This window comes from Atlanticothrix silvestris CENA357 (assembly GCF_016056295.1).
GTDB lineage: Bacteria > Cyanobacteriota > Cyanobacteriia > Cyanobacteriales > Nostocaceae > Atlanticothrix > Atlanticothrix silvestris.
Genome location: NZ_JAECZB010000102.1, coordinates 92,820 through 117,475 on the forward strand (window position 1 = coordinate 92,820; position 24,656 = coordinate 117,475).

Sequence of the window (24,656 nt, forward strand, 5' to 3'; positions counted from 1 at the left end):
AAATTGCGTCTCTACATGAGGCTTTTTGTCAATAGTTTGCCATCTTCCATGTGAATAATGCGATCGGCAACATCTAAAATGCGATTGTCATGAGTAACCATGAGGATTGTACAGCCTTGTTCTTTAGCCAGTTTTTGCATGAGGTTAACTACATCTCGGCCAGACTGGCTGTCAAGGGCGGCCGTAGGTTCATCTGCTAAGACAATTTGAGGATAACTCACCAAGGCACGAGCGATCGCCACGCGTTGTTTTTGCCCTCCTGACAGTTTATCAGGATAATAATGGAGGCGATTTCCTAATCCTACCTGCTCAAGCATCTGGGCTGATCTTGTTTGCATCTCTTGTAGACCAATATGTTGATGCAGTTCTAAACCCATTTTGACGTTCTGGAGTGCTGTTAAACTACCATGTAAATTGTGTGCTTGAAAAATATAACCGTTACGTCGTCGTACTTGCACCAATTGTTTAGCGCTAGCATGGCAAACTTCTTGTCCCAATACCTTTAAACTACCAAATTGGGCAGAACGTAACCCACCCACCAAGGTCAGCAGGGTAGTTTTACCAGAACCAGAAGGCCCTGTCAAAATAATTATTTCACCAGTGCTAATTTCTAAATTGAGATTGAATAAAACTTGCTTACGAAGTGAACCGTGACCAAAGTAATGGTCGAGGTTATGAATGGAAATGGCTTTATTCATTGATATCGGGTATGGGGCATTGGGCATTGGGCATGGGGCATGGGGAAGAAGGGATAAGGGGGAAGGGGTTTGTTTCTTCATCCTTTACCCTTTAACCTTTAACCTTTTCCCCTCTCTTCTTGCTCCCCTGCTCACCGTTTTTTAGAACATGTCGGCGGGGTCAGCTGATTGGAGTTTACGGGTAGCGATCGCCCCAGAAATGGTACACATGATGATGGTCAGTACTAGTACCTGCAATGCCCGGATTGCAGTCATGTAAATTGGCAAGTTTGTAGCAGTGCGAGTCAGATAGTAAAGTCCTAAAGAAACTGCAACTCCTGGCATAAAGCCCAATACTGCCAAAATCACAGCTTCTTCAAATACCACACCTAGCAAGTAATAATTGCAATAACCCATTGCTTTAAAGGTGGCGTATTCTTTAACGTGGGCATTAACATCTGTGGAGAGGACTTGATAGACGAGAATTACACCAACCGCAAACCCCATTGATACACCTATGCTGAAGATAAATCCGATGGGGGAATTTCGTCTCCAGAAGTCGTTTTCAAGTTCAATAAATTCTTCGTGGGTTAGTACTTTGATTTCATCTGTAAGGTGTGCTTTCAATGCTGCTACTACATGTTTGCGATCAACGCCTGGCTGTATTTGGATTAAACCCATACTGACACTAGAAGCCAGTTGTCGAGGAAATAGCCGCAAAAAGTTTTGATCACTGGTGATGAGGGTACCATCAGCACTAAAAGAAGCACCGAGTGTAAATAAACCAGTAATAGTAACTGTGCGCCTTTCTACTTCAGTCTTAACTGTGTTACCTAACTCAAGTTGAGCGATCGTCTTGTGGTAATCTCCTCTAGCAGCACGGTCAAACAAGACGGTATCTGGTAGTTTAATTTCTGGCAATTTTTGGATAACTTCTGGGAAGTCAAAAGCTGGCTTGTCTGGATTGAACCCGATTACTAAAATTTCCGTATCGCGCCGTGTTTGGGGATTCTTCCAGATCATGTTGCTGATGTACATTGCCTCTGCCGATTTTACTCCTGGTACATCCATTGCTTGGTAAAGTCGCCGACGAGAAAATGTAGATATTCTTTGTAAGTTACGAGTTTGGGAACCGATTAAAACAATGTCTGAGCGCAAACTGCGATGTAGCTTAGTGTTACTGTCATACAGGGCAGTCTGAAAGCCTAGCTGCATGAACATAAGCAAATCGGCAAAAGCAATGCCTGACAATGCTACTAACAGACGACTTTTTTCATGACTCAGTTGCAGCCACCCTAGAGGTGTCCGCCGCTTTAGTTGTTTGAATAGTCCCATTATTTAAGGAGTGAGGAGCAGGGTGAAGAGAGGGAAGCAGGGAAGCAGCACTTCGGCTACGCTCAGTGGCCATGGAGCAGTGTTTCGACTACGCGGCAATCGAGCGACTTGTGCCGAGCGAAGTCGAGGTAAGTCGAGATTCAACAACCGGGGCAGGGGAGAAATAACTAAATAACTCTTGCTATTGCCTATTGCCTATTGTCTTATAGTTCTATAACTACCTTGACTTGCATATTGGTTAAGTTGGCAGCTTTCTGGCTAGAAGCATCATCCAGGCGGACATGGACTTCTACTACTCTGTTGTCAATATTGCTGGAGGGGTCAGTGTTAATTACATTCTGCCGTCGTACTTGTAAGCCTTTGCGCTCTACAGTTCCTTGCAATTCAATAGGTAGAATGTCGCCAACTACTCGCGCTCGTTGCCCTGAATGCACTTTGTTGATATCGCTTTCGTAGATCTCGGCTACTACATACATCTGATTGGTTTGCCCGATATCGGCAATGCCATCGCTTGAGACTAATTCCCCTGGATGGGTGTGGATCTCGAATACCTGTCCATATTGAGGCGATCGCTCTCCCAAGGTTTTTGGCCAACGCACATAAGCTTGCTTTAAATCTACTTCTGCTCGATTCATCGCTGCTATGGCACGACTAACTTCTGCTTTGGCAGCTTCTACATCTACTCCTCGGACTTCTGCAACTTGATCAAGTGTTGCTGTCGCTTCTTTGAGTTGTTGCTGGCTGGTTAACCGGATGCGCTTTAATTGTGCTTGTACTTCTTGCAGGCTTTTTTGGGCTGTTTCTAAAATTAAGCGCTTGCTATCTCTTTGAGAAGCGGAAATTGCTCCTTGTTGGTACAACACCTGATAACGTTGATCTTCGGCTTCGGCGTTACGCACTTCGGCTTTTAATCTATCAACGGTCGCTATTTGGGCATTGATATCTCCTTGGCGTTCTGCTTCTAGACGAGCAATTGTTGCTTGTTGCGCGGCAATTTCTCCACGTTTGGCACCTGCTTGGATGCGATTCAGGTTAGCCTGCTGCACTTTTACTTGTTCTTGTGCTTCTTTTAATGATGCTTCTAAGCGATCGCGACTGTCTAGGATGGCTATCACTTGTCCCGGTTTTACTCTATCTCCCTCCTTGACTAACAGTTGCTCTACTCGATTTCCTTCAGTAGATGTCGTAGCAGAAAGTTTAATGACTTTTCCCTTTGGCTCGATTCGTCCTAGAGAAGTTACCGTTTTTAGCTCTGGCAATATTACTGCTGGGGCTTGTGCCTTCTGATTGGCTGCATCCTGAAATTTTAATACTGTATAAATACTGATTCCCAATACAGTCAAAGATACAATTATTGCTATAAAAATGCGTGGACGCAAAATTGACTGAGGAGATATTGAACCGTCTAGCTTTGAGTTTTGCACAATAGCATACCTTATTGGCTGATTCAAATTAGGGAAATATTGAATTTTAGAAATGTCTTGACCAACTTTGGTAGATGCCTATTTGAAAGCTATGCCGTTTCTCACTTTATTGTTGAGATTAGTGTTACAGCTACTTTTATATGCTTAACAGAGAGAATGATCTGTAAGATACAAAACTAAACTGTACAGTTATATATATGATTATACTAGACCGACTAGTTTAGTCAATCACTGACTAAAAGGAATTGGTTATTTGCTGACTTTGCACAAAATGCTTTCGAGTAATACCATTTCACGAAAAATTTGATACAGATTTAACCATTGAAAGGTTTACTGTATCTAGGTTTTTTAATTGCGACTTGCGACTTGCGATCTTCGCAGCGTAAAGCCTGCGGCATAGCTACGCTTAGAGCGACGAAGGAGCGTTATTGTGAATTGGTATAAGGTGTTACAAAGTACAGAAATTCTTAAGACTGTTTACAAACTAAGGATTATTGAAAAATGGCTCGCCCAAAAGTTGGGGAAATTGATCGCTCAAGTTCAGCCGATAAAGTAGAAAAAATTCTGCAAGGGGCAATGCAGGAGTTTTTAGCCCATGGCTATGCTGGAACTAGTATGGATAGAGTTGCAGAAGCTGCGGGGGTTTCTAAAGCAACGGTGTACAGCCACTTTCAAGATAAAGAAGGACTTTTTAAGGCGCTGATAGAGAAATTGGCTAGAAAGCGGTTTCACTCTATTTTGGGAACGCAACCCCTGAAGGGAGAACCCTATATGGTGCTACGAGGGTTAGCTGCAACCGCATTAGATCAGATGGTTAATGACCAAGAATATCAAGCGTTTGAAAGGCTGTTAATGGGAGAATCAGCACGGTTTCCTGAGTTAGCGCAGGTTTTTATTCACAGCATTGCTAAACCGGCAATCGAGACTATTAGTAAATATATAGCATCCTGTTCAGAACTGAATATACCTGATCCAGAGGCAACAGCCAGGATTTTGATTGGGTCATTAGTGCATTTTGTGATTACGCAGGAAATTATGCACGGTAAGGACATTATGCCAATGGAAGGCGATCGCCTGATTGATGCTTTGACACACTTGATTGTCAACTGCGCTGATTGAGGGGTTAGGGGTTAGGGGCTAAAGTGTGGTGTATTTCATTCAGAAGAAAAACGTTATAGAATAGCTAATTTTGGTCTTTACGTCATCTTCTATAATTGATAAACCTGCACAATTAAATCTTAGGCATGAGACTGTGACAGAAACTGGAAGCTATAAAGATACTGTAAATTTACCCAAGACTAACTTTGACATGCGGGCAAACGCCATCAAGCGTGAGCCTGAAATCCAAAAATTCTGGGAAGAAAATAAAATTTACGATCGCCTGTCCGAAAATAACTCAGGCGAATTATTTATACTGCACGATGGGCCTCCCTACGCTAATGGCTCACTTCATATTGGTCATGCCTTAAATAAAATTCTCAAAGATATTATTAACCGCTACCAACTGCTGAAAGGGCGTAAAGTTCGCTACGTTCCTGGTTGGGATTGTCACGGTTTACCAATTGAACTGAAAGTTTTGCAGAACATGAAATCAGCAGAACGGCAAAACTTAACGCCTTTACAACTGCGGCAGAAAGCGGAAGAATTTGCTCTAACTACGGTAGATGACCAGCGCCAAAATTTTAAACGCTATGGTATTTGGGGTGATTGGGAACATCCTTATCTAACTCTGAAGCCTGCTTATGAGGCGGCGCAAATTGGCGTGTTTGGTCAGATGTTCTTGAAAGGCTATATCTATCGCGGTTTGAAACCTGTTCACTGGAGTCCCAGTTCTAAGACTGCTTTGGCTGAAGCTGAGTTGGAATATCCCGAAGGTCACGTTTCCCGCAGTATCTATACAGCTTTTGCAGTTACAAGTTTGGCGGAAGCTGTAAAACCAGTTTTGGGAGAATATCTCTCAGATTTGGGTGTCGCTGTATGGACGACTACGCCTTGGACTATTCCGGGGAATTTGGCTGTGGCGGTGAATGGCGATTTGAATTATGCGGTGGTGGAAGTTTCACGCAAAGAGAAGTTGCGTGCGGGGGTTCCCCCCGTTGAGCAAACTTCGGTGGACGCAGAGGCGCAAAGGGAATTTAAGTATTTGATTGTGGCTGCTGATTTGGTGGAGAGTTTATCTTCTACTTTGGGAGTTGAGTTAACTGTAAAAGCTACGTTCAAGGGGCAAGATTTAGAACATACTACTTACCGTCATCCTTTATTTGACCGGGAAAGTCCGATTGTGGTAGGTGGTGATTACATCACAACTGAGTCGGGTACTGGGTTGGTACACACTGCACCCGGTCATGGTCAAGAAGATTACATTGTTGGTCAACGCTACGGTTTGCCTATCCTTGCACCAGTGGATGACAATGGCAATTTTACCGAAGAAGCGGGAGAGTTTGCTGGATTGAATGTGCTGGGTGATGGAAATCAGGCGGTGATTGATGCACTGGCTGCGGCTGGTTCTTTGTTGAAGGAAGAACCATATCCCCATAAATATCCTTATGATTGGCGGACGAAGAAACCAACGATTTTCCGCGCCACTGAACAATGGTTTGCTTCGGTGGAGGGATTTAGAGAAGAAGCATTAAAGGCGATCGCCACGGTAAAATGGATTCCAGCCCAAGGTGAAAATCGGATCACGCCAATGGTAGCGGAACGTTCCGATTGGTGTATCTCTCGTCAGCGGAGTTGGGGTGTACCAATTCCCGTTTTCTACGATGAAGCTACAGGCGAACCACTGCTGAATGAGGAAACTATCAACTACGTCCAAGGAATTATCGCTGAAAAAGGTTCTGATGCTTGGTGGGAAATGTCGGTAGAGGAATTATTACCAGAATCCTATCGCCATAACGGCAAGTCTTACCGCAGAGGTACAGACACTATGGATGTATGGTTTGATTCTGGCTCATCTTGGGCAGCTGTCGCCAAACAGCGTCCAGAGTTACGCTATCCTGCTGATATATATTTGGAAGGTTCTGACCAACATCGCGGTTGGTTCCAGTCAAGTTTGCTCACCAGTGTAGCGGTAAATGACATTGCACCTTACAAAACTGTGCTAACTCACGGCTTCGCTTTAGATGAACAAGGGCGAAAGATGAGTAAGTCAGAAGGTAATGTGGTTGACCCCAATACAATCATTGAAGGCGGGAAAAATCAAAAAGTAGAACCGCCTTATGGTGCAGATGTATTGAGGTTGTGGGTATCATCGGTAGACTACTCCGGCGATGTCCGCATTGGAAAAAACATCATTAAGCAACTGAATGATGTTAGAGGCAAAATCCGCAATACAGCGCGCTTTTTGTTGGGTAGCTTGCATGATTTTGACCCGGAAAAAGATGCAGTAGCCTTCGAGGAATTGCCAGAACTTGACCGTTATATGCTGCACCGCATCACCGAAGTGTTTGAGGAAGTAACGGAAGCCTTTGAAAGTTTCCAATTCTTCCGCTTTTTCCAAACCGTGCAGAATTTCTGCGTGGTGGATTTATCCAACTTTTATTTAGATGTTGCCAAAGATAGGTTGTACATCAGCGCTGTTGATTCTTTCCGCCGTCGCAGCTGTCAAACAGTGTTGCAGATTGCTTTAGAAAATTTAGCACGAGCGATCGCACCTGTGTTATGTCATACTGCTGAGGATATTTGGCAATATATCCCCTACAAAACACCTTATAAATCAGTGTTTGAAGCTGGTTGGGTGCAAATTGAAGAAAAATGGCGTAATCCAGAGTTAGCGGAATTTTGGCAAGCGTTGCGACAACTCCGCACCGATGTTAACAAGGTGTTAGAACAAGCCAGGATTGAAAAACTCATTGGTTCTTCTCTGGAAGCGAAGGCGTTAATTCACATACCTCACAAACAGTTAGGCGATGCTATCAAAGCCTTTAACCCCAAAAAAGGTAACGGTATTGATGAACTGCGGTATTTATTGCTGACTTCCCAAGTGGAAATATTAGATTCTACCGAGAAGTTGCAAGGATTGAAATATACAGCTAAGACAGAAGACTGGGGAATTGGAGTAGTGAATGCAGACGGTGAAAAATGCGATCGCTGTTGGAATTATTCTACTCATGTGGGAGAATCAAAAGAACATCCCTTGTTGTGTGAACGGTGCATTCCAGCCTTAGCAGGTGAGTTTTAGGCAGTAGGAAATACCATCGAATAATTTCACTTTAATCAAACCCAGCGTTTCCTAGTGAGGCGTTGGGTTTCATTTATTTTAAATCTGAATGCATAAGTAGTAAAATTAAATAGTAAAGACTCATTAATCAAGTGATTTGTTATTGTGTAAGACTAAATTGATAAAGAATGAACAATAGGGAAAATCTATGAATGATCTCTTGCAAAAAGCATTTGCCGTCGTCTCAAAACTACCTGAAACTGAACAGAATGCGATAGCTCAATTAATTTTCCAGCAACTAGCTCAGCGTGATCAATCACTGCATCAAATACCCATAGATTTTATGCAATTCGCTGGTATCGCCAGTGATGAAGAAACCATGCTTTTGCAAGCTCTTGAACGTGAAATTGAAGAACAGCGCTCATTAGACTTGCAAAGACAAATTGATCTGTGAAAAAAGCTTTATTGGATACTAATATCTTGTCATACTTCCTACGAGGTGAGATGCAAGTTGTCAAAAAATTAAGTGAATACCAAAAGTTTCATAATAATTTGACTTTTTCTATTCTCACCTATTACGAAATCAAAAGTGGTTTACTCTACAAAGATGCACAGAAACTGCTTCAAAAATTTGAACTTCTTGCCAATAGCAGTGAAATCTTCCCACTTGATTTAGAAACAGCTAATATTGCAAGTATCATTTACACAGACTTACGTCAAAAAGGTTTACTAATTACTCCGATTGACTTGCTTATTGCAGCATCAGCAATTCAACATGAATGTGTTTTAGTTACTGCAAATATCAAACATTTTCAAAATATTTTGAACTTAGAATATGAAAATTGGGCAGCAACTCCCTTATCATGAACGATTTTATGAATACTTTTGAATTGGCTAAGTCGAACTACAAATAACAAAACAGCCAGCCCCATGAGGTTTTAATTCCTACTCGTGTACCTATACATGTATTCCCTTGTAGCGTAAATTTTAACCCTCTTTTTCTTAAAGCGATCGCAGCACTGAGCGTAAGTTTAGCCCAATGAGGGCAGACGATCGCATCTGCGCCTTTTTAAAATCAATCTTTGACAACAATCAGCAATTGCCCTCGTTTCAGGGTTTTCCCCGGATATTTACTCAAATACTTATAAATAACCGATACAATCGTTTAAAATGATTTAAATTATATTTAAGCGGTTTATATGGTAACTCAATCTAACGCTCAAGTAACCATTTCTCTTACTGAACTGGGCTTAGACGATGAGGATTTACAAACAACAGTACAAAATTTGCTACCCCAATTAAGAGAAGTGGATGGGGTCGAAGATGCAGATTTAGTTGCAGTCGAAAACGCACCCAAAAATACAAAGGCTTTAGGCGGCTTTGTGTTGGGGTTGTTAAATGCACAAGTTAACGCCGCTAATATCAAAACTCTATTTAAATTTTTGGGCGATCGCCTCGGCAACAAACCAATTAAGATGGTGCTGAAAGCGCCTGATGGCAGAGAACTCAACCTAGAAGCTAGCAGTCGGGAAGAATTTGAGTTTGCTTTCCAAAAAGCACAGGATTTTTTGAACAATACAGCAAACAGCAAAGATGAATAAGGTAGCACTGCTGATAGGGATTAGCGAATATGAGCCAGAATTAGCAGCGCTACCCAATGCTGTAAACGATGTTGAAGCGATGCAGCGAGTTTTGGTAAATCCAGAAATGGGTGATTTTGCACCAGAGGATGTCACGGTGCTGCAAAATCCCCAACGGCAAGATATGGAAACTGCTATTTATCACTTGTATGCTAATCGTGGAAAAGATGACTTACTGCTTTTTTATTTTTCTGGTCATGGCGTGACTGATGAGGGTGGTGACTTTTACTTCTCCACTCGTCAAACCCAAAAAAATCAGAATGGATTGATTCCAACCACAGCTGTAGCTGCGACAAATGTCCATAACTGGATGAACAGAAGCAAGTCTAAACGACTGGTGGTAATTTTAGATTGCTGTTTTAGTGGTGCTTTTGCCAAAGGTTTGACAGCTAAAGATAGTGGGAATATAGATTTACAACAGTATTTAGGGGGTGAGGGAAGGGCAATTCTTACGGCTTCTACTTCTACACAATATGCTTTTGAGTCTGATGGTTTAGACCTTTCGATTTACACTCACTATTTAGTAGAAGGAATTGAGAAAGGTGCAGCCGATAAAGACGGCGACGGTTTGATTGCGGTGGATGAGTTGCATGACTATGCAAAAAGCAAGGTGCAAGAAGCAGCCCCCGCTATGACACCAGAGTTTTATCCCCACAAAGAAGGTTATCGGATTTTTCTGGCGAAGTCGCCCAAGGATGACCCCAGGCTGAAGTATCGCAAGGAAGTTGAAAATCGCATCTGTGGTGGTAAGTTTACTATTCCCGCCCGTCGCCTATTAAACTCATTACGCCGTGATTTGAATCTTGACTCTAATGTTGCTGATGCTATTGAGGCTGAAGTTCAACAACCGTATCGGGAGTATCAACGTAAATTAAAAGAATATGAAGAAACGCTGATAGAGACAATAGAAGATGAGCCGAACTTGAGTAAAGGAACTCTCAATGACCTGAGAGATTATCAGCAATATTTAGGTTTGAGAGATGAAGATGTTGCACCCATAGAAAAAAGGATTATTGGTCAAAGAAAACCGTCTGTATCTGATCAAGCCAATCAATTTGAGTTTGACATAGTGAAGGTAGATGCTCAAGGGCAACCCATCAACCGCAGTCGTGGACGCGCCGAGTTTTTTACAGAAGACTTGGGTAATGGCGTTGTTTTAGATATGGTGGCAATTCCTGGTGGTAAATTTATCATGGGTTCGCCAGAAAATGAGCCAGAACGAAGTGATGATGAAAGTCCACAGCATACTGTCACTATTCAACCCTTTTTTATGGGGAAATTTCCCGTTACCCAGGCACAATGGGCAACAGTTGCCACTTTTGATAAGGTGAATATTGATTTACAACCCGACCCATCTAACTTTAAAGGTGCTAATCGTCCTGTGGAATGTGTTTCTTGGGACGATGCGGTTGAGTTTTGTGCCCGATTATCAAAAAAGACTGGAAAAATCTATCGCTTACCTAGTGAGGCTGAATGGGAATATGCTTGTCGGGCGGGAACAACCACGCCCTTTTATTTTGGTGAAACAATTACGACGGATTTGGCAAATTATCGTGGAACCGACTGGGATTATAAAGGAACCACGTACTTAGGTAATTATGACCAAGGCCCAAAAGGTGAATATCGGGAGCAAACAACAGATGTAGGAACATTTCCTGCTAACCCTTTTGGTTTATTTGATATGCATGGTAGTATATGGGAATGGTGTCAGGATGAGTGGCACGAAAATTATAATAATGCACCAGCAGATGGTAGCGCTTGGTTAAGTGATGATAATAATCAATCGCGTTGTCTGCGGGGCGGTTCCTGGCTCATCAATCCTGGAAACTGCCGTTCCGCGTATCGCGACAACGACATCAACCTCCGCAACAACCACTTCCTCAATTTTGGGTTTCGGGTTGTGTGTGCCGTCGGGAGGATTCTTCGGTAGCCCTTTATACTTTTCCCCTCTTACACTCTACACTTGTTCTTTTTCCCTTCTTACCGTCTCGCGCTCTGCGCGATCAAATATTTTTTAATTTTTGGATGAGTAATTTACATAATACAGAACACTAGCGATTTAATCAAGTGGTCTTTGTAAAAAACTAGACCCCGATTTTTCCAAAAAGTCGGGGTCTAAACCCTTTGTAAACCTTTGAGCGATCTCATGTGAGATAATCAGCAAAACATCCGCTAATTTGCGAACAGTGTATTGCAGCTTTAGCAGGTAAGTTTTAACACACAATAAAACTTACAACGCTTGTGGGGTAAGCATCTTACCTGTCCAAATTATGCAAATTAAAACTACACTAACAACTTAATAATTAAGACTTTTAATCTAAAATTCAAAATCGTTTGACTGAGCATAATCGAAGTCTAAAATTCAAAATTGCTAAGTTGTTTTCACGTTCTGACTGGATTTTTGCTCTGAATTTTTCAAACGCGTTGCCTGACTTTTGCGGATGCGATCGCTTTTACGAACAGCACCTGCCATTTGATATTCATGGCTGTCTTTGCCGTACTTAAAAGCAACTCCAATGAGCATTTTTTCAGTTAGATCGCTTAAAGCTTTGTCCAATTCATCCATTTCAGTTTTAGAAGAGTCAATCACAGCTAGAGCAGTATTATAAGCATCTATTTTGGTGCGGTATTGCTCAATTAGTTGTGTCATGTTTTCTAAATTGCGCCCATCCCCAAAATCCATAGTACTATCAATTGCTTTAAGTCCCGCCGTTCTGAATTCAGCTTTTTCTAGAACGCGGTATGTACGTTTTTGACGAGACATAAATCTATCCTTTTTATTCTGCTTTAGAGCTAGTTTGACTTACTAAAGCTGTATATTAGTTCAGTAAAATTCTCACAAATTGATACATATTACAACTTCCAGTTGTGTATTTACCGCAACCATTATGATTTTGTTGATGAAACGCATGGTTTTATTGATGAGAGACATGATTTTATTAATGAAACGCATGATTCTGTTGATGAAAATCGTGACTTTATTAATAAAAACCCAGCTAGTTCTAAATTTTTTAACTTTATTGCAAAATTTAGAGAAATTAGCAGACAAAATTGGTTAGGTAGTAATGCCAGGTGGAACAGGAAATATTGAAACTATGTCTTTTTAAATTATCAGCAAAAGTTATTTGACCTAACCCCCAGCCCCTTCCCTGCAAGGGAAGGGGAGTAAGACTCAAAGCCTCTCTCCGCCTTGGAGAGAGGTCTTTCAGATAGTATTTAATTAAATATTGATAGATTTAGAGGAAAATGTGACCACTACAGTACACTGGCAACAACGAGTTGGTAATCAGAGAGATTGGGTTTGGCGGGGTTGGCAAACTCGTTACACCTATATTCGACCTGCTCAAGAAAATCAACAAACAACACCTTTAGTCTTGCTACACGGGTTTGGTGCTTCTATTGGTCATTGGCGGCATAATTTAGAGGTGTTAGGAGAACACCACACAGTTTATGCCTTAGATATGCTAGGTTTTGGCGCTTCTGAAAAAGCCCCTGTGAATTACAGCATAGAACTGTGGGTAGAGCAGGTGTACGCTTTTTGGAAAGCTTTTATTCGTCAGCCAGTAATATTAATCGGAAATTCCAATGGTTCGCTGATTTCTATGGCCGCCGCCGCCACCCATCCTGATATGGTGCAAGGGATAGTAATGATGAGTTTACCTGATCCCTCCTTAGAACAAGAAGCGATTCCGCCTTTTCTACGACCTTTGGTCAAAGCAATTAAAAATATTGTTGCTTCTCCACTGGTATTAAAGCCTGTATTTCACTTCGTGCGCCGACCTAGTATATTGCGTCGCTGGGCCGCTATTGCTTATGCTCATCCAGAGGCAATCACCGATGAACTCATAGACATTTTAGCTGGCCCTCCCCAAGACCGAGGTTCTGCTCGTGCTTTTAGTGCCTTGTTTAAAGCTGCGATCGCTGTTAATTTTAGTCCTAGTGTTAAGGCAGTATTACCAAATTTAACAATACCAATGCTATTAATTTGGGGGCAAAAAGACCGATTTGTTCCTCCTGTACTTGCTAATCGATTTGCTCAGTACAACGAAAAATTGCAAATACTTCAGTTAGAAGATGTAGGTCATTGTCCCCATGATGAATGCCCAGAACAAGTAAATCGAGCAATCTTAAATTGGATTGATGGATGCCTTGATGACACCCAGCAATTGACCGCTACTCAAAAATGAACACAAAACTACCTAGCCAACAGTAACTTCCCTAGTGTCAACATTTGTAGCTCCGTGGACTGATTGTGCTACAGAAACCATCTTGTTCAGAATTTCCTGACTAGGAACTTTGCCTTTCAGTACTACAGTGCTACTTGTTTGAGCTACCCAGAGGGTAGCAACATCATCAAGTTGCTGGTCTTGATCGAATGCCAATGCTACCCGTTTTGCCAGTCCACTTTGGTCGTATTCTCCATTTAATCCTACACGCTCTGGGGGAATTGATTGAGTAGCAGTAGGGGCAGCGCTAGTAGAAGCTTGGGGTACTGGCTGAGGAGTAGGATTTACTTGTGCATTTTGAGGTTTTTCTAATCCAAAAAGCCTTTTTAACCAACTCATACAATTTTTTCTCTCATTAAAGGTTCATAACATTACAGGATAAAAGTTTTATCAAAAATCCACATCTATCGAAAAAAAGATGTGAATTGAGTAAGGGTTCTGCTTTCGGTATGATTTGTGCATAACTTTTCTTTAGATAGTGTAGTAAATGCAGGTATTAAGTTTAAGATAGAGGATTAGACCTACAATTTAGCAATTTAAACAGTACGTGTAGGGCAGCCTTTAGCTAGTGTTTATGTTAGTAACATGCTGCCTGAGCCTGTGTTGGCGAAGATGAAACATACCCTTTCAGTTCTAGTAGAAGATGAGGCGGGTGTTCTATCCCGCATTTCGAGTTTATTTGCCCGTCGCGGCTTTAACATAGAAAGCCTTGCTGTTGGGCCAGCTGAGCAAGGAGGAGTTTCCCGAATTACGATGGTTGTACCTGGTGACGATCGCGTAATCGAGCAACTCACTAAACAATTGTATAAGCTGGTCAACGTCCTCAAGGTGCAGGACATTACCGAAACTCCTTGCGTAGAGAGAGAATTAATGCTCGTGAAAGTGAATGCTACTAGTAGCAATCGCTCAGAAGTCATCGAACTAGCTCAGATTTTTCGGGCGCGAGTTGTAGATGTGGCAGAAGATTCATTAACTCTGGAAGTTGTGGGAGATCCAGGTAAGATGGTAGCGATCGTTCAGGTACTACAAAAATTTGGTCTGAGGGAAATAGCCCGTACCGGCAAAATTGCCCTGACTCGTGAATCGGGCGTGAATACTGAGTTACTTAAATCTTTGGAAGCAAAGGTTTAGTGAGAAAATGCGATCGCTGCTATTTTATACATCCTTAAACAAGGTGTAAATTGCCATCTACAAATGAGAAGAAATAACTCTTGAAACTCTTTACTCTGCGTTCTCTGTCTTGAAAAGTTTCCTACGGAGGAGCCAGTGCGGTAAGGCAGCGCGGTCTTGGGGTTTCCACGCCCTTGCTACAAGTCAGCATAGCCGCCCAACGCAGTGGCTTCCCAGGAGCGACTGCCGCACCCCTTGTGGGTCTTGGGGGTTTCCACGCCACTTGCTACAAGTCAGCATAGCCGCCCAACGCAGTGGCACTTATCGAACTCACCAATACTTAAAATACCAACTAAAACATCTGAATCTGCATAGAAGTTGAAAGTAGACGTGTACTTTACTTCAAATAAATTAGCAAGTTTAATCCGGGAATTGTGCGGGAAAGTGTCCATAAAACCAACGTAATATAAAGTACGCCTAGACTCCACTGATACCATGCAAGAGTGGCAATAATTCCTGGTAAATGTTCGTCTCGGAGGCGAATATCATTAAATCCTAATCGCAGTAAGTTATTGAGACTGAAATCATAGTAATTCAACCAATTCCAACGGCGGTTCCATAACAAATACATATAGCGTTCACGAAACATTTGATTTCTTGGTATCACAGGTAATCGTCCAATTAGTAATCTTAATTGTCGGAAAGTACCGTCTTCTGTGAAATAAGAAACATCCATTAAATCGTGATAACGACCTTGTTGATAAAGTCGGATGATTAAAGTTATTGGTAAGGGAACAATAATGATTAAAATACACCCTAATGTCAGCCAAGGTTGTTCGGAACTGCGAAAGATGGCTAGCAAGCTGAAGAATGTTATAAAGCCAAAACTTACCAATATCGCAACGGATTCGTAATGTGTGGGAATAATTGGCGCAGGATGCAAGCGACGGCAGCGATCCACTAGCCAAAATAATAAACCAAAATAGGCGATCGCTAGTCCACCCACGCCAAACACTAACCAAAAATTAGTACCATACCCACTCAATAAAAGCAGTAAACTCAACGCTAACCAATTCCAAGCTTGCAGTAACCAACCACCAAGTGATAAAGTTTCAGCAAAAACTAAGCGATCGCCTAGTTGAGTGTAGGTTTCTACATCAATGTTTAGTAAGGTGAGTAACTCACTGCTTTTACGAAACGGTTGGACAATACGACGGTGGACTATTTCTTGCGCCTGAATTGCAGAAAATCCCAAATTAATTAATTTTGTTAAAGTTGCACTATTAATGTTTGTCGCCACTAAAAGATGACTTAACTCTTTAATTCGCAGTTGCTGTTTTGTGTACTCTAGTTTATTAGCATCGGCAACTTGTTGTTGTTGACGGAAATTTTGCCCTAAATTTCGTAAAATATTTTGATTACCTTGCAATGTCGGAATCGAGAACATTTTACCAATTTCGCCAGAATTACCTAAAATTTTGGCTTGGTTAGAATTAAAAGTTAGACCTGGCACATTTAAAAAAGCCGCTTTAGCAAACCCCGCATCACTAAAATCTGCTTGATTGAGAATACTAGCGCCGCGAAGATTTACAGGTTGGTTAAACTGCACTTCCCGAAAGATCACAGCTTGTTCAAAAATTGCTTCTGTGAGGAAGAGAAATTGATTAAAATTTGCTCTAGTAAACTGTGCTTGATTAGCGAAACGTACATTGGAAAAATCTGCATTTCCTTGCCATTGCACATGACCAAATTTAGCTAACTGTTTAAAAATAGCTTGGCTGAAGTTGGCTGTATCTAAAAATATGCTGCCATGAAAATTAGCGGTTTCTTGAAATTGGGTTTGTTGAAAATTAGCTTTCTTAAAAAAAATACTCCCATGAAAATTACTCAACTGACGCAAAATTGCACCCTTGAAGCTGAAAGAACGACTGAATCTGGTCTCAGTCCAGTTAGTAGGTTGAAGAAAAGTTGCACCTTGGGCATTGACAGATTGTAGAAAAAATGTATTTGGAAACTGTACTTCCCCAGCAAAGCGAGTTTGCACCAGTGTCAAAGAACCACGAAAGACAGAAACTTCACTAGATGTAGTTAAATCAGTTCCCAAAAGTGATCGACAGTCCCTAGAATTGGGTAAGGCGATCGCTAATGATTGTAAGCAAACCAAGCGTAAACTTTCTAGTTCTTCTTGTTCGGTAGCGGTGAATATAGGAGCGTAGACACCTCGTGGCTTGTCGCCAGACATCGCTTGAGCATATAAAGGTGTTCTTAAACCCAAATCACTACCTATGAAATCTCCTTGAATTAAAGACTGACTCAAATCTAAACCCAAGGGTTTTGCACCCAGTTCTTTTCGCAGCAATTGATAAAAAGCATCGCGAAAAGTTGCATTTTCAGGCCGCAAATCGATTACCATCTCCCGCAAATCTACGGTCAAATTGCCTTCACGAAGTATTGGTGTGTGTAATCGCTCTTGCAATAATTCCAGGGTTAAAGGTGTGCGTTCTATTTGTGTCTGTGCTGCCTTAGCTGGTAGAGGTAGAAAAAGGAGAATTAATAAAACGCAGAGGCACGCAAAGGTTAAACGCAAAAGTACACAGAGGGTTTTCTCTGCGATATTTTGCGTTTTTCTGCGTTTCAAAAATAACTTATGCAAATTGTTCGATCATTCATCGCTAATTAGCAGAACAATTTTACCTGTGATAGACCCACTTTCAAGTAACTGATGTGCTTTTGCTGCTTGTTCTAGAGGAAACTGATGATTAACTTGGATTTTTAACTTGCCTTGATCGATCCATTTAGCACATTGTTCGAGAATTTCTGCTTGATGCTGGAGGCTTTCTTCCAATCCTTGCAACATCGGTGTCAACATTAATTCTAAACCGATGCGGAGATTACGCGCTCTTGCAACTTTCCAAACGGTATTGGCATTCGGTTCGAGAATCGTCACAATGTCACCATATACTCGCACTGCGGGAAAGGTTTTGTGAAATGTTTCCCCGCCTACGGTGTCAAAAGCCAAGTCTACACCTTCGCCATCAGTCCAATCTAAAGCCGCTTGCACAAAGTCAGTTTGTTTGTAAAAAATTACTTCATCAGCACCAAGTTGTTTAACGAAATTAGCCTTTTCTTGAGAACTCACAGTGGTAGAGACAGCAGCACCTTTGAGTTTTGCTAGTTGAATGGCTACATGACCTACACCCCCAGCACCTCCATGAATTAAAACTTTTTCTCCTGGTTCCAGTCGTCCCCGTTCGTACAAGGCTTCCCAAGCAGTGATTAATACCAAAGGTGCTGCGGCTGCTTCTGCAAAGGAGACTGAAGTGGGTTTATGTGCTACAAACCGTTCATCTACCACAGTATATTCTGCATAATTACCTGACTCTGCGCCTAAGCCGCCATAGCAAAAATATACTGCATCTCCTGGACGGAAACGCTGAACGCCAGCACCCACCGCTTCTACAATACCCGCACCATCACATCCTAAAATTGCAGGCATAAGTTCGGGGTAGAAAGTGCCTCGGCTACGGAGTTTTGTATCAATTGGGTTAATGCCAGCTGCTACTAAGCGAATTAAAAGTTTGGTATTGCCTACAGGAACAGCAGGATTGACAACTTCTTGTATTTGTAGAACTTCAGGATTACCTGCTGCTGTCATTAAGACTGCTTTCATAATTCTTTTCTCCTGGCTCAAGTTAGATGCACACTCATTTGCAACTTTAGCGTAATCGCAAGTACACAGAAGCTTGGATGATTTGGCAATTAATGTTATACCAATTCAAATAATGTTTGCGACACATCAATTATTCGTAAGGGCACAACATTGTTGTGCCCCTACCTATCTGTCGCATTCTTTTTTCAAATTTGTATTACCTTTGCTCTTTGCAAGTCGCCTTTCTAGTACTGTGTGATCAGACACAAATGATTAGCAAAAATTGACCAGTGGCTTGGTTAATTCCAGCCCAAAATCTTACAAGTCTTACTATGAATAACACTGCCGCAATTTTATATAAAAGAGATGGTTACGATACTTCTGGAAAAAGACTTTTAGGTCGTCAGGCTGCGGGAGAAGGGTTTCTCAAAGCTTTAGTCCAATATGGGACAGCCGATTCTCTATATTGTTATGCAGATACTCAACCAGAATTTGCGGAGTTTTGCGATCGCATTAAACCTTGGATGAAACGTCCTCGTCAAGTGCAATGGCTACCTACCAGCCATCCTCAGATTCTTACGCAAGCAGGAACAATTTATCACCCTGACCCTATACTCTCTAAGCTTGCCTGGAATAGAAGATTTTTTGACCAGCGCGGATATAGTATCTGTGGGGTAACTCATACTATTGCTAGTACGGGAGTTATGGGTGGTATTGGCGATTTGCTCATTGCTCCTCTTCAGCCGTGGGATGCTTTAATTTGTACTTCTGTGGCAGTTAAAATTGCTGTTGAACGTCTGCTTAATACTTGGGCTGAATATTTAGCTCAACGTACAGGCGGTAAGCCTAATATTGATATCCAACTACCAATAATTCCTTTGGGTGTTGATTGTGACGCTTTTGCTCAAGGTGATAATACACCAAATATTAGAAAAAGTCTGCGTCAAGTACTTAACATTCCTCAAGATGACATTGTTGTGTTGTTTGTAGGCAGATTGTGCTTTTATGGCAAAGCACATCCTGTACCAATGTATTTGGCTTTAGAAAAAGCAGCACAAGCAACCAAAGCTAAAATTCATTTTGTCCAGGCTGGCTGGTTTGAAGATGAAAGAGAAGAAGTTACTTTCAAACAAAGTACTCAAATATTCTGTCCATCGGTTAATTGTATTTTTGTCGATGGGCGCAAACCAGAAATTCGTTCGGGAATCTGGTCTACCGCCGATATTTTTATTTCTTTAGTAGATAATATTCAAGAAACTTTTGGACTAACGCCCATTGAAGCGATGGCGGCTGGTTTACCTGTAATTGTCTCAGACTGGGACGGTTATCAAGAGTCTGTGCGTCATGAAGTTGATGGTTTACGCATTCCTACCCTTATGCCTCCGGCTGGTTCTGGACTTGATTTAGGCTCTGCGTATCTGAGCGATAACTTAAATTACAGTTCCTATATTGCTCATTCATCAATGGTAATTGCTGTTGATATTGATGCAGCATCCAGAGCTTTAATAGAGTTAATTACTAATCCTGAGATGAGAAAGCGCTTGGGAGAGAACGGACGACAACGTGCGAGGCAAACTTATGATTGGCGAGTTGTAATTGCAGCTTATGAGGAATTGTGGCAGGAATTAGCCACAGTTCGCAATACTGCACCGATGTCTGCGCCAGTTCTACGAGGTAGCCCGCCTGCACCTTTGTGTGATGATCCTTTTAGGCTATTTGCCCATTACACCAATATCAAGCTAACCCCAGACTTAATATTAGGGCTAGGTAGTATGGGTACACCAGAGCATTTACAGCAACTTAGGCAAAACTGGATTACCAATTTTGGTGCAGACAGAAGAAGCGCAAATTCTACTGTAGATGGAATTTTAGCTGCGATCGCCCAACATGGAGCAGTCTCAATTGAGACAATTATCCATCAGCACCCAGATGTCTCTTCTACAGAATTACTTCGCACCGTGATGTATCTGCTCAAATTTGATATTTTGCGTGTAGAAAATTCACTTTTAGAGATATAAAATCGAAGACAAGAAAAAATTTCGAAACTACTGAAAAGGTTTAAGCCAACCAAGTTGTATAGCGATATCAACAGCGATCGCCGCAATTGTAAACCACAAAATACTTTCAAAAGCCAGCACTACAGCAGGCAAAATGGTAACAGTAGAATTCCAGCCCATTTCTATCTGAGTTAACCCCCGCACAAAACCAAAGGCAAACACACCGCCAGCTTTGAGTTGGGGATTTTCATCAGAACGAATGATATAGCGATACGTGACACCAAACAAAAAACCGCAAACAGCAGCACTTACCCCATTCACCCACCAGTGCCAACTCAGATCAATTTGGAGAATTGCGAGTATCGGAAAATACTTCGCTAGTACGAGAGTATTCAAAAAACTGGTCGTAGCGAAAGCGAAACATAAGGCAAAACCCCCAACTATTCCAGCTTTAAGGGATTCTAGACGTTCTACCATCATAGGACTATCTAAATTTCTATATAGACACAAAAAAATTCTTCCCTTACCATTCTCCATTCCCTATTCCCTATTCCCAGTATGATAAATATTAGAGACGTGTTGTAATTATTTAAAAAGTAGGACTATGGCGATTTTGACATTGGGTTGGGTATCACTGTTAGTTGTATTCACTTGGTCAATTGCAATGGTAGTTTGGGGACGCAACGGATTATAGGGGAATTGTGGAAAGTCCATTCCTGAGTATTTTGGCTTTAGTTGCCTTGGTGCTGCTACTAGCAGTTACTGGTGGCGTTGGTTATTTGACGCTAGCAGATTGGCGCGATCGCCGTCGTCAAGAAGACGAAAAACGCGAAACCCGACGCAGCACCACTAAACGGCGATAACTCTTTTGGGGTAAACATAGCCTAGTTTTCTGCATTCAAAACCACTTTTGTAGGGACGCGATATTAGGAGAAAGCCCATATCTGCTGGTTGTAAGCGTCAATCTCTTGATGGCGCTTACGCTTTTATTTATCGTCAGAGTTCACAGAATCCAAATCAAATACCGGTGCTATGCGCCAAACTCTCAATACGTAAATAAATCTCGTAAACACTAACGCTTGTAACCCAGTATTGCAGAAATCGAAGAGGTAAGTTAATATTTGGTTGTACGACCAACCAGAAAATATAACTAGAGAATGTCAGTGAGCAAAAAAACGGCATCAAACGGTGCTAATAATCGTTCACTAATTATCTCTGCTGCTTATAAGCTCTTAGCAGAGGAAGGATACTATGCGGCAACGATGAAGGAGATCGCAAATGCAGCTGGGGTGGCTCCTGGCTTGATTCACTACTACTTCAGTAGCAAAGATCAACTCCTGCAAGAAGTACTCTATGTTGCAGGAGACCGTTATATGAAGGAGGTGGAACAGTGGTGTAACACACTGGCTTCACCGCAATTGTTGGAGACAACGTTTAGTGAACCAAAGCAACGGGTGATCAATGAGCCTGAATGGTTTCAGCTGCGATGTGAGTTGTTCGCACTAGGGCTACGCAACCCCAACTTCCACGAAGCGGTTCAGGTTATGCTCTCAACTGGGCGACAATGTATTACTCGTCTGGTGTGCCAGATTGCAGGAGGTAAGATTACTAAGCCAGAGGCAGTGGCAGGTATCTTACTGGCAGCGTTTGATGGGTTGGCTTTACAGAAGTTGGTAGACCCAGACTTTGATTTAGAGAGTGCTTACTGTGTCCTGCTCCAGATGTTTACCTCACAGTTGAGTGAAAAATAATAACCTTCTGAGGTTGATCAGCAACACTCTTCTTTTTTTGAGGATTTTTAGTTGTTTGACCAACTAATGTTAATGGAGAAATTTTGTCATGAACGTTTTAGTTACAGGAGCAACAGGATATATCGGCAGCGCGGAGGAAGCCCACATAGTAATGGGTACATTTGCCGATGCGCTGGCTCTTGACCAACAGGTGAGTGGAGCAAAGGCCAGAAAAGTTTTGGGTTGGCAGCCTCAAGCCATTTCGTTACTGGATGACTTAAAGGAAGGTTCTTATGTTGGCTAACGTCTTACTAATATTTGCGATTTTATCAGTAGGGGTAGTTTATGGGGTTGATGTGTTTTTTGCGGTTGTGGGGCGTCCTGCTTTAGCAGCCAGTGATGAGGATGCGATCGCCAACGTGATGGGACATCTTCACAAAATAGCAGATGCTCGAATGCCTATATTCGGCATATTTGGGGTGTTAACAACTTTTACTTTTGCAATTGTCAGCCAGATTGGGACGATCTCAAGTTGGTTGGCATTGATTGCATTAGCTGGATTATTAATTCAACTGAGCTTGTATTTGACCGTTGCTAAACCAGTAAACCAAAAAATGACGAAAGCTGTACAACTAGGGAATATTCCAAACAACACTCGCGAACTCCAAAACCGATGGGATAGCGTGATCATTGTACGTGCATTAGCCATGACCTTAGCGATTGGATGTCTCCTTGTATCAGGAATTTTGTTCTAGTATTTTTAAGCGAAAGCGCATATTCTACAGATTTTCTAAATGGGTAATCTTTGCAAGGTTGTTGACATTTTTACTTGAAAATAGTAGATAGATAATTACCGCCAAGCTGGTTTAACGGCTTGGTAGTAATCCTCAAAAGTGCCGCCAAAAGCTCTTGGAAAGAAACTTAAGACTGACATTTTGTGGTTCAGCTTTCGGCACTTCTGTAGTTTGCAAAATAGCGACGATTGCTTGAAAAGTTGGAGATACCTGCCATAATCGATTACCTTTTGATTCAAGAGTGATAAGTTGTATGACCCATTTTCTAAAAGGCGCAAATGCTCATCTCACAAAATCAAATAAGTGATGAGCCATAAGCAGTTTAGAACAAGGTGCAATTTCTACCTTTCGCCCTTGCCGATCTAAAATTATCGCTTGATTATTGTCACTACCAAAACCACTATCAGGTTGATCGATGGGATTAGTAACAATCACATCCAACTTTTTACTTTGCAATTTTTCTATAGCTGGTGTGATGATATCACCTGTCTGGGCTGCAAAGCCAACTAAACGCTGGTGGGGTTGTTTAAGCTGTGCCAATTGGGCAATGATATCTGGTACAGGTTCTAGGGGTAACGCTTGGGGAAGCGATCGCTTGGGTAATTTTTCTGGGCTGTAGTCTCTAGGTTTAACATCAGCCACTGCGGCTGCCATAAAAATTACATCCGCAGTCGGGAAATATGACCGCATCACTTGCTGCATTTCTTCAGCACTGGTGACAGAAATCGCTTGCACTCCCAATGGTACATCCCAATTGGCCGGGCCATGTACCAATGTGACACTTGCCCCGCGATGTAGTGCTGCTTGTGCTAAAGCCAATCCCATCTTCCCCGTAGATGGATTACCAATAAATCTCACGGTATCAAAGTACTCTCGTGTTCCCCCAGCACTAATTAACACTTGCTTACCAACTAAATCTCGTACTCCTTGAGTGTGCAACAGCGATTGGACGTATGCCATAATTTCCGGGGGTTCTGCCATTCTCCCAGCACCGATGCGATCGCAGGCTAATAAACCCGATGCTGTATTCATTCCATGATATCTGCGATCAATCAATATTTGATGCCAGTTACGCTGCACTGCCGACTGTTCCCACATATCTGTATTCATGGCTGGCGCTAACAGCACGGGACAAGTAGAAGCTAGCACTGTATTAGTCAGCAAATTGTCAGCCATCCCATAAGCTAACTTGGCTAATGTATTAGCCGTTAAAGGGGCAATTACCAATAAATCTGCCCATTCACCCAACTCAATATGCAAAGGACGAGAATGAGTTGGTTGCCAGAAACTATCATCTGTATAGGCGCAATGACGGGATAGGGTTGCTAAAGTCAGAGGCGTGATAAATTCTTGTGCTGAACGGGTAAGAATGACTCGAATTTCTATCCCCGTTTTAAATAACGTCGAAACCACCTCACAAACTTTATAGGCGGCGATACCGCCGCCTACACCAATTAAAACCCTTTTGTTGACAGTTGCAGGATTAAGCATGAAAGTTAGGGAGAATACAAAGTAATTCTGACACTTATACTTTCATCCTTGATCTTTTTTTTAAGCTTCATCGTAGGGTTCTAAATCTAAGAGGTAGACATAGGGTTCCACTAACTCCGGACGCTGAAAAGCGATCGCTCTCAATACGTGCCAATCATTTAAACCCTCAAAAGCATTGCTATAATTATCCAATTCCAGACGTGTAGCCAGTTCTTCCACCTCTGCTGCGGTCATGGCAGCAATTTCTTTTTTGGAAATGCTCAAAGTTGTCATAATGCTTGCCCCTCCCTTATGCAGCATTTGCCCCGGCGTGGGTTAAGTTACGCTTGGCGCAGCCTCCCAATCTATATTACTCATTCGAGGGCATTGATATCGTAAAATCTTTCAGGATTTTACCTTAATTTGTAAAAAATTTGCATCTAGG

Annotated in this window: 24 protein-coding genes; 14 read left to right on the forward strand and 10 right to left on the reverse strand. The window is 42.0% G+C overall.

The window, feature by feature from the left end:
• Window positions 1-11 precede the first annotated feature (11 nt).
• From I8751_RS27110 to I8751_RS27120, 3 genes are all read right to left on the reverse strand, one after another.
• A complete protein-coding gene (locus I8751_RS27110; protein WP_214442184.1) occupies window positions 12-698 on the reverse strand; it encodes a DevA family ABC transporter ATP-binding protein in 687 nt (228 codons plus the stop codon).
• Between the two features lie 141 nt (window positions 699-839).
• Window positions 840-2,012 (reverse strand): ABC transporter permease DevC, encoded by a 1,173-nt coding sequence (gene devC, locus I8751_RS27115; RefSeq protein ID WP_214442185.1) that lies wholly within the window; start codon window positions 2,010-2,012, stop codon window positions 840-842.
• Between the two features lie 203 nt (window positions 2,013-2,215).
• Window positions 2,216-3,436, reverse strand: coding sequence for an ABC exporter membrane fusion protein (locus I8751_RS27120; RefSeq protein WP_214442186.1), 1,221 nt, complete (start codon window positions 3,434-3,436; stop codon window positions 2,216-2,218).
• 501 nt (window positions 3,437-3,937) lie between these two features.
• On the opposite strand from I8751_RS27120, the gene I8751_RS27125 reads away from it, so the two are divergent.
• From I8751_RS27125 to I8751_RS27150, 6 genes are all read left to right on the forward strand, one after another.
• Window positions 3,938-4,555 (forward strand): TetR/AcrR family transcriptional regulator, encoded by a 618-nt coding sequence (locus I8751_RS27125; RefSeq protein ID WP_214442187.1) that lies wholly within the window; start codon window positions 3,938-3,940, stop codon window positions 4,553-4,555.
• A 133-nt stretch (window positions 4,556-4,688) separates the two neighbouring features.
• Complete coding sequence (gene ileS, locus I8751_RS27130; protein ID WP_214442188.1) at window positions 4,689-7,616, forward strand: isoleucine--tRNA ligase; 2,928 nt, start codon at window positions 4,689-4,691, stop codon at window positions 7,614-7,616.
• A gap of 187 nt (window positions 7,617-7,803) precedes the next feature.
• Window positions 7,804-8,049, forward strand: a complete 246-nt coding sequence (locus I8751_RS27135) for a hypothetical protein (RefSeq protein WP_214442189.1) — start codon at window positions 7,804-7,806, stop codon at window positions 8,047-8,049.
• Window positions 8,046-8,462, forward strand: a complete 417-nt coding sequence (locus tag I8751_RS27140) for a type II toxin-antitoxin system VapC family toxin (RefSeq protein WP_214442190.1) — start codon at window positions 8,046-8,048, stop codon at window positions 8,460-8,462. Before I8751_RS27135 ends, I8751_RS27140 begins: the two co-directional genes overlap by 4 nt.
• A gap of 332 nt (window positions 8,463-8,794) precedes the next feature.
• Window positions 8,795-9,196: a sugar ABC transporter permease gene (locus tag I8751_RS27145; protein ID WP_214442191.1), complete on the forward strand. Its 402-nt coding sequence runs from the start codon at window positions 8,795-8,797 to the stop codon at window positions 9,194-9,196.
• Entirely contained in the window at window positions 9,189-11,165 is a 1,977-nt protein-coding gene (locus I8751_RS27150) for a caspase, EACC1-associated type (protein WP_214442192.1), read from the forward strand. The genes I8751_RS27145 and I8751_RS27150 overlap by 8 nt, the downstream gene beginning before the upstream one ends.
• A 441-nt stretch (window positions 11,166-11,606) precedes the next feature.
• Here I8751_RS27150 and I8751_RS27155 read toward each other — a convergent pair whose 3' ends face one another.
• Complete coding sequence (locus I8751_RS27155) at window positions 11,607-11,999, reverse strand: hypothetical protein (RefSeq protein WP_214442193.1); 393 nt, start codon at window positions 11,997-11,999, stop codon at window positions 11,607-11,609.
• Between the two features lie 484 nt (window positions 12,000-12,483).
• Here I8751_RS27155 and I8751_RS27160 point away from each other — a divergent pair, with 484 nt between their 5' ends.
• A complete protein-coding gene (locus tag I8751_RS27160) occupies window positions 12,484-13,422 on the forward strand; it encodes an alpha/beta fold hydrolase (RefSeq protein WP_214442194.1) in 939 nt (312 codons plus the stop codon).
• 12 nt (window positions 13,423-13,434) lie between these two features.
• On the opposite strand, the gene I8751_RS27165 is transcribed toward I8751_RS27160, so the two are convergent.
• Entirely contained in the window at window positions 13,435-13,800 is a 366-nt protein-coding gene (locus I8751_RS27165; RefSeq protein ID WP_214442195.1) for a BON domain-containing protein, read from the reverse strand.
• Window positions 13,801-14,073: 273 nt separating this feature from the next.
• On the opposite strand from I8751_RS27165, the gene ilvN reads away from it, so the two are divergent.
• Window positions 14,074-14,592 (forward strand): acetolactate synthase small subunit, encoded by a 519-nt coding sequence (gene ilvN, locus I8751_RS27170; RefSeq protein ID WP_214442196.1) that lies wholly within the window; start codon window positions 14,074-14,076, stop codon window positions 14,590-14,592.
• 376 nt (window positions 14,593-14,968) lie between these two features.
• On the opposite strand, the gene I8751_RS27175 is transcribed toward ilvN, so the two are convergent.
• Both I8751_RS27175 and I8751_RS27180 read right to left on the reverse strand, forming a co-directional pair.
• Window positions 14,969-17,185 carry a pentapeptide repeat-containing protein gene (locus I8751_RS27175; protein WP_404800455.1) on the reverse strand — a complete coding sequence of 739 codons (2,217 nt, stop codon included), beginning with the start codon at window positions 17,183-17,185 and terminating at the stop codon, window positions 14,969-14,971.
• 48 nt (window positions 17,186-17,233) lie between these two features.
• Entirely contained in the window at window positions 17,234-18,241 is a 1,008-nt protein-coding gene (locus I8751_RS27180) for a zinc-dependent alcohol dehydrogenase family protein (protein ID WP_214442198.1), read from the reverse strand.
• 311 nt (window positions 18,242-18,552) lie between these two features.
• On the opposite strand from I8751_RS27180, the gene I8751_RS27185 reads away from it, so the two are divergent.
• A complete protein-coding gene (locus tag I8751_RS27185) occupies window positions 18,553-20,238 on the forward strand; it encodes a glycosyltransferase family 4 protein (RefSeq protein ID WP_214442199.1) in 1,686 nt (561 codons plus the stop codon).
• A gap of 27 nt (window positions 20,239-20,265) precedes the next feature.
• Here the strand turns inward: I8751_RS27185 and I8751_RS27190 are convergent, their stop codons facing one another.
• Complete coding sequence (locus I8751_RS27190; protein WP_225894445.1) at window positions 20,266-20,754, reverse strand: hypothetical protein; 489 nt, start codon at window positions 20,752-20,754, stop codon at window positions 20,266-20,268.
• A 67-nt stretch (window positions 20,755-20,821) separates the two neighbouring features.
• On the opposite strand from I8751_RS27190, the gene petN reads away from it, so the two are divergent.
• From petN to I8751_RS27215, 5 genes are all read left to right on the forward strand, one after another.
• The gene (petN, locus tag I8751_RS27195; protein ID WP_010998401.1) at window positions 20,822-20,911 is read left to right on the forward strand and encodes a cytochrome b6-f complex subunit PetN; all 90 of its coding nucleotides are present in this window, start codon (window positions 20,822-20,824) and stop codon (window positions 20,909-20,911) included.
• 7 nt (window positions 20,912-20,918) lie between these two features.
• Window positions 20,919-21,080 (forward strand): hypothetical protein, encoded by a 162-nt coding sequence (locus I8751_RS27200; RefSeq protein WP_214442200.1) that lies wholly within the window; start codon window positions 20,919-20,921, stop codon window positions 21,078-21,080.
• A gap of 300 nt (window positions 21,081-21,380) precedes the next feature.
• Window positions 21,381-21,968: a TetR/AcrR family transcriptional regulator gene (locus I8751_RS27205; RefSeq protein WP_214442201.1), complete on the forward strand. Its 588-nt coding sequence runs from the start codon at window positions 21,381-21,383 to the stop codon at window positions 21,966-21,968.
• Window positions 21,969-22,056: 88 nt separating this feature from the next.
• Window positions 22,057-22,251: a hypothetical protein gene (locus I8751_RS27210; protein ID WP_214442202.1), complete on the forward strand. Its 195-nt coding sequence runs from the start codon at window positions 22,057-22,059 to the stop codon at window positions 22,249-22,251.
• Entirely contained in the window at window positions 22,241-22,702 is a 462-nt protein-coding gene (locus I8751_RS27215; protein ID WP_214442203.1) for a DUF1772 domain-containing protein, read from the forward strand. Before I8751_RS27210 ends, I8751_RS27215 begins: the two co-directional genes overlap by 11 nt.
• Before the next feature lie 321 nt (window positions 22,703-23,023).
• On the opposite strand, the gene coaBC is transcribed toward I8751_RS27215, so the two are convergent.
• Both coaBC and isiD read right to left on the reverse strand, forming a co-directional pair.
• Window positions 23,024-24,232, reverse strand: coding sequence for a bifunctional phosphopantothenoylcysteine decarboxylase/phosphopantothenate--cysteine ligase CoaBC (gene coaBC / locus I8751_RS27220; RefSeq protein ID WP_214442204.1), 1,209 nt, complete (start codon window positions 24,230-24,232; stop codon window positions 23,024-23,026).
• A 60-nt stretch (window positions 24,233-24,292) separates the two neighbouring features.
• Complete coding sequence (gene isiD, locus I8751_RS27225) at window positions 24,293-24,505, reverse strand: protein IsiD (RefSeq protein ID WP_214442205.1); 213 nt, start codon at window positions 24,503-24,505, stop codon at window positions 24,293-24,295.
• Between the last annotated feature and the right edge of the window lie 151 nt (window positions 24,506-24,656).

Excerpts from the sequence above, each read along its gene's own strand:
- I8751_RS27110 (WP_214442184.1), bottom strand. The coding sequence starts at position 698 with ATGAATAAAGCCATTTCCATTCATAACCTCGACCATTACTTTGGTCAC.
- devC (WP_214442185.1), bottom strand. The coding sequence starts at position 2,012 with ATGGGACTATTCAAACAACTAAAGCGGCGGACACCTCTAGGGTGGCTG.
- I8751_RS27125 (WP_214442187.1), top strand. The coding sequence starts at position 3,938 with ATGGCTCGCCCAAAAGTTGGGGAAATTGATCGCTCAAGTTCAGCCGAT.
- I8751_RS27135 (WP_214442189.1), top strand. The coding sequence starts at position 7,804 with ATGAATGATCTCTTGCAAAAAGCATTTGCCGTCGTCTCAAAACTACCT.
- I8751_RS27145 (WP_214442191.1), top strand. The coding sequence starts at position 8,795 with ATGGTAACTCAATCTAACGCTCAAGTAACCATTTCTCTTACTGAACTG.
- I8751_RS27150 (WP_214442192.1), top strand. The coding sequence starts at position 9,189 with ATGAATAAGGTAGCACTGCTGATAGGGATTAGCGAATATGAGCCAGAA.
- I8751_RS27155 (WP_214442193.1), bottom strand. The coding sequence starts at position 11,999 with ATGTCTCGTCAAAAACGTACATACCGCGTTCTAGAAAAAGCTGAATTC.
- I8751_RS27165 (WP_214442195.1), bottom strand. The coding sequence starts at position 13,800 with ATGAGTTGGTTAAAAAGGCTTTTTGGATTAGAAAAACCTCAAAATGCA.
- ilvN (WP_214442196.1), top strand. The coding sequence starts at position 14,074 with ATGAAACATACCCTTTCAGTTCTAGTAGAAGATGAGGCGGGTGTTCTA.
- I8751_RS27180 (WP_214442198.1), bottom strand. The coding sequence starts at position 18,241 with ATGAAAGCAGTCTTAATGACAGCAGCAGGTAATCCTGAAGTTCTACAA.
- I8751_RS27185 (WP_214442199.1), top strand. The coding sequence starts at position 18,553 with ATGAATAACACTGCCGCAATTTTATATAAAAGAGATGGTTACGATACT.
- I8751_RS27190 (WP_225894445.1), bottom strand. The coding sequence starts at position 20,754 with ATGGAGAATGGTAAGGGAAGAATTTTTTTGTGTCTATATAGAAATTTA.
- petN (WP_010998401.1), top strand. The coding sequence starts at position 20,822 with ATGGCGATTTTGACATTGGGTTGGGTATCACTGTTAGTTGTATTCACT.
- I8751_RS27210 (WP_214442202.1), top strand. The coding sequence starts at position 22,057 with ATGAACGTTTTAGTTACAGGAGCAACAGGATATATCGGCAGCGCGGAG.
- I8751_RS27215 (WP_214442203.1), top strand. The coding sequence starts at position 22,241 with ATGTTGGCTAACGTCTTACTAATATTTGCGATTTTATCAGTAGGGGTA.
- coaBC (WP_214442204.1), bottom strand. The coding sequence starts at position 24,232 with ATGCTTAATCCTGCAACTGTCAACAAAAGGGTTTTAATTGGTGTAGGC.
- isiD (WP_214442205.1), bottom strand. The coding sequence starts at position 24,505 with ATGACAACTTTGAGCATTTCCAAAAAAGAAATTGCTGCCATGACCGCA.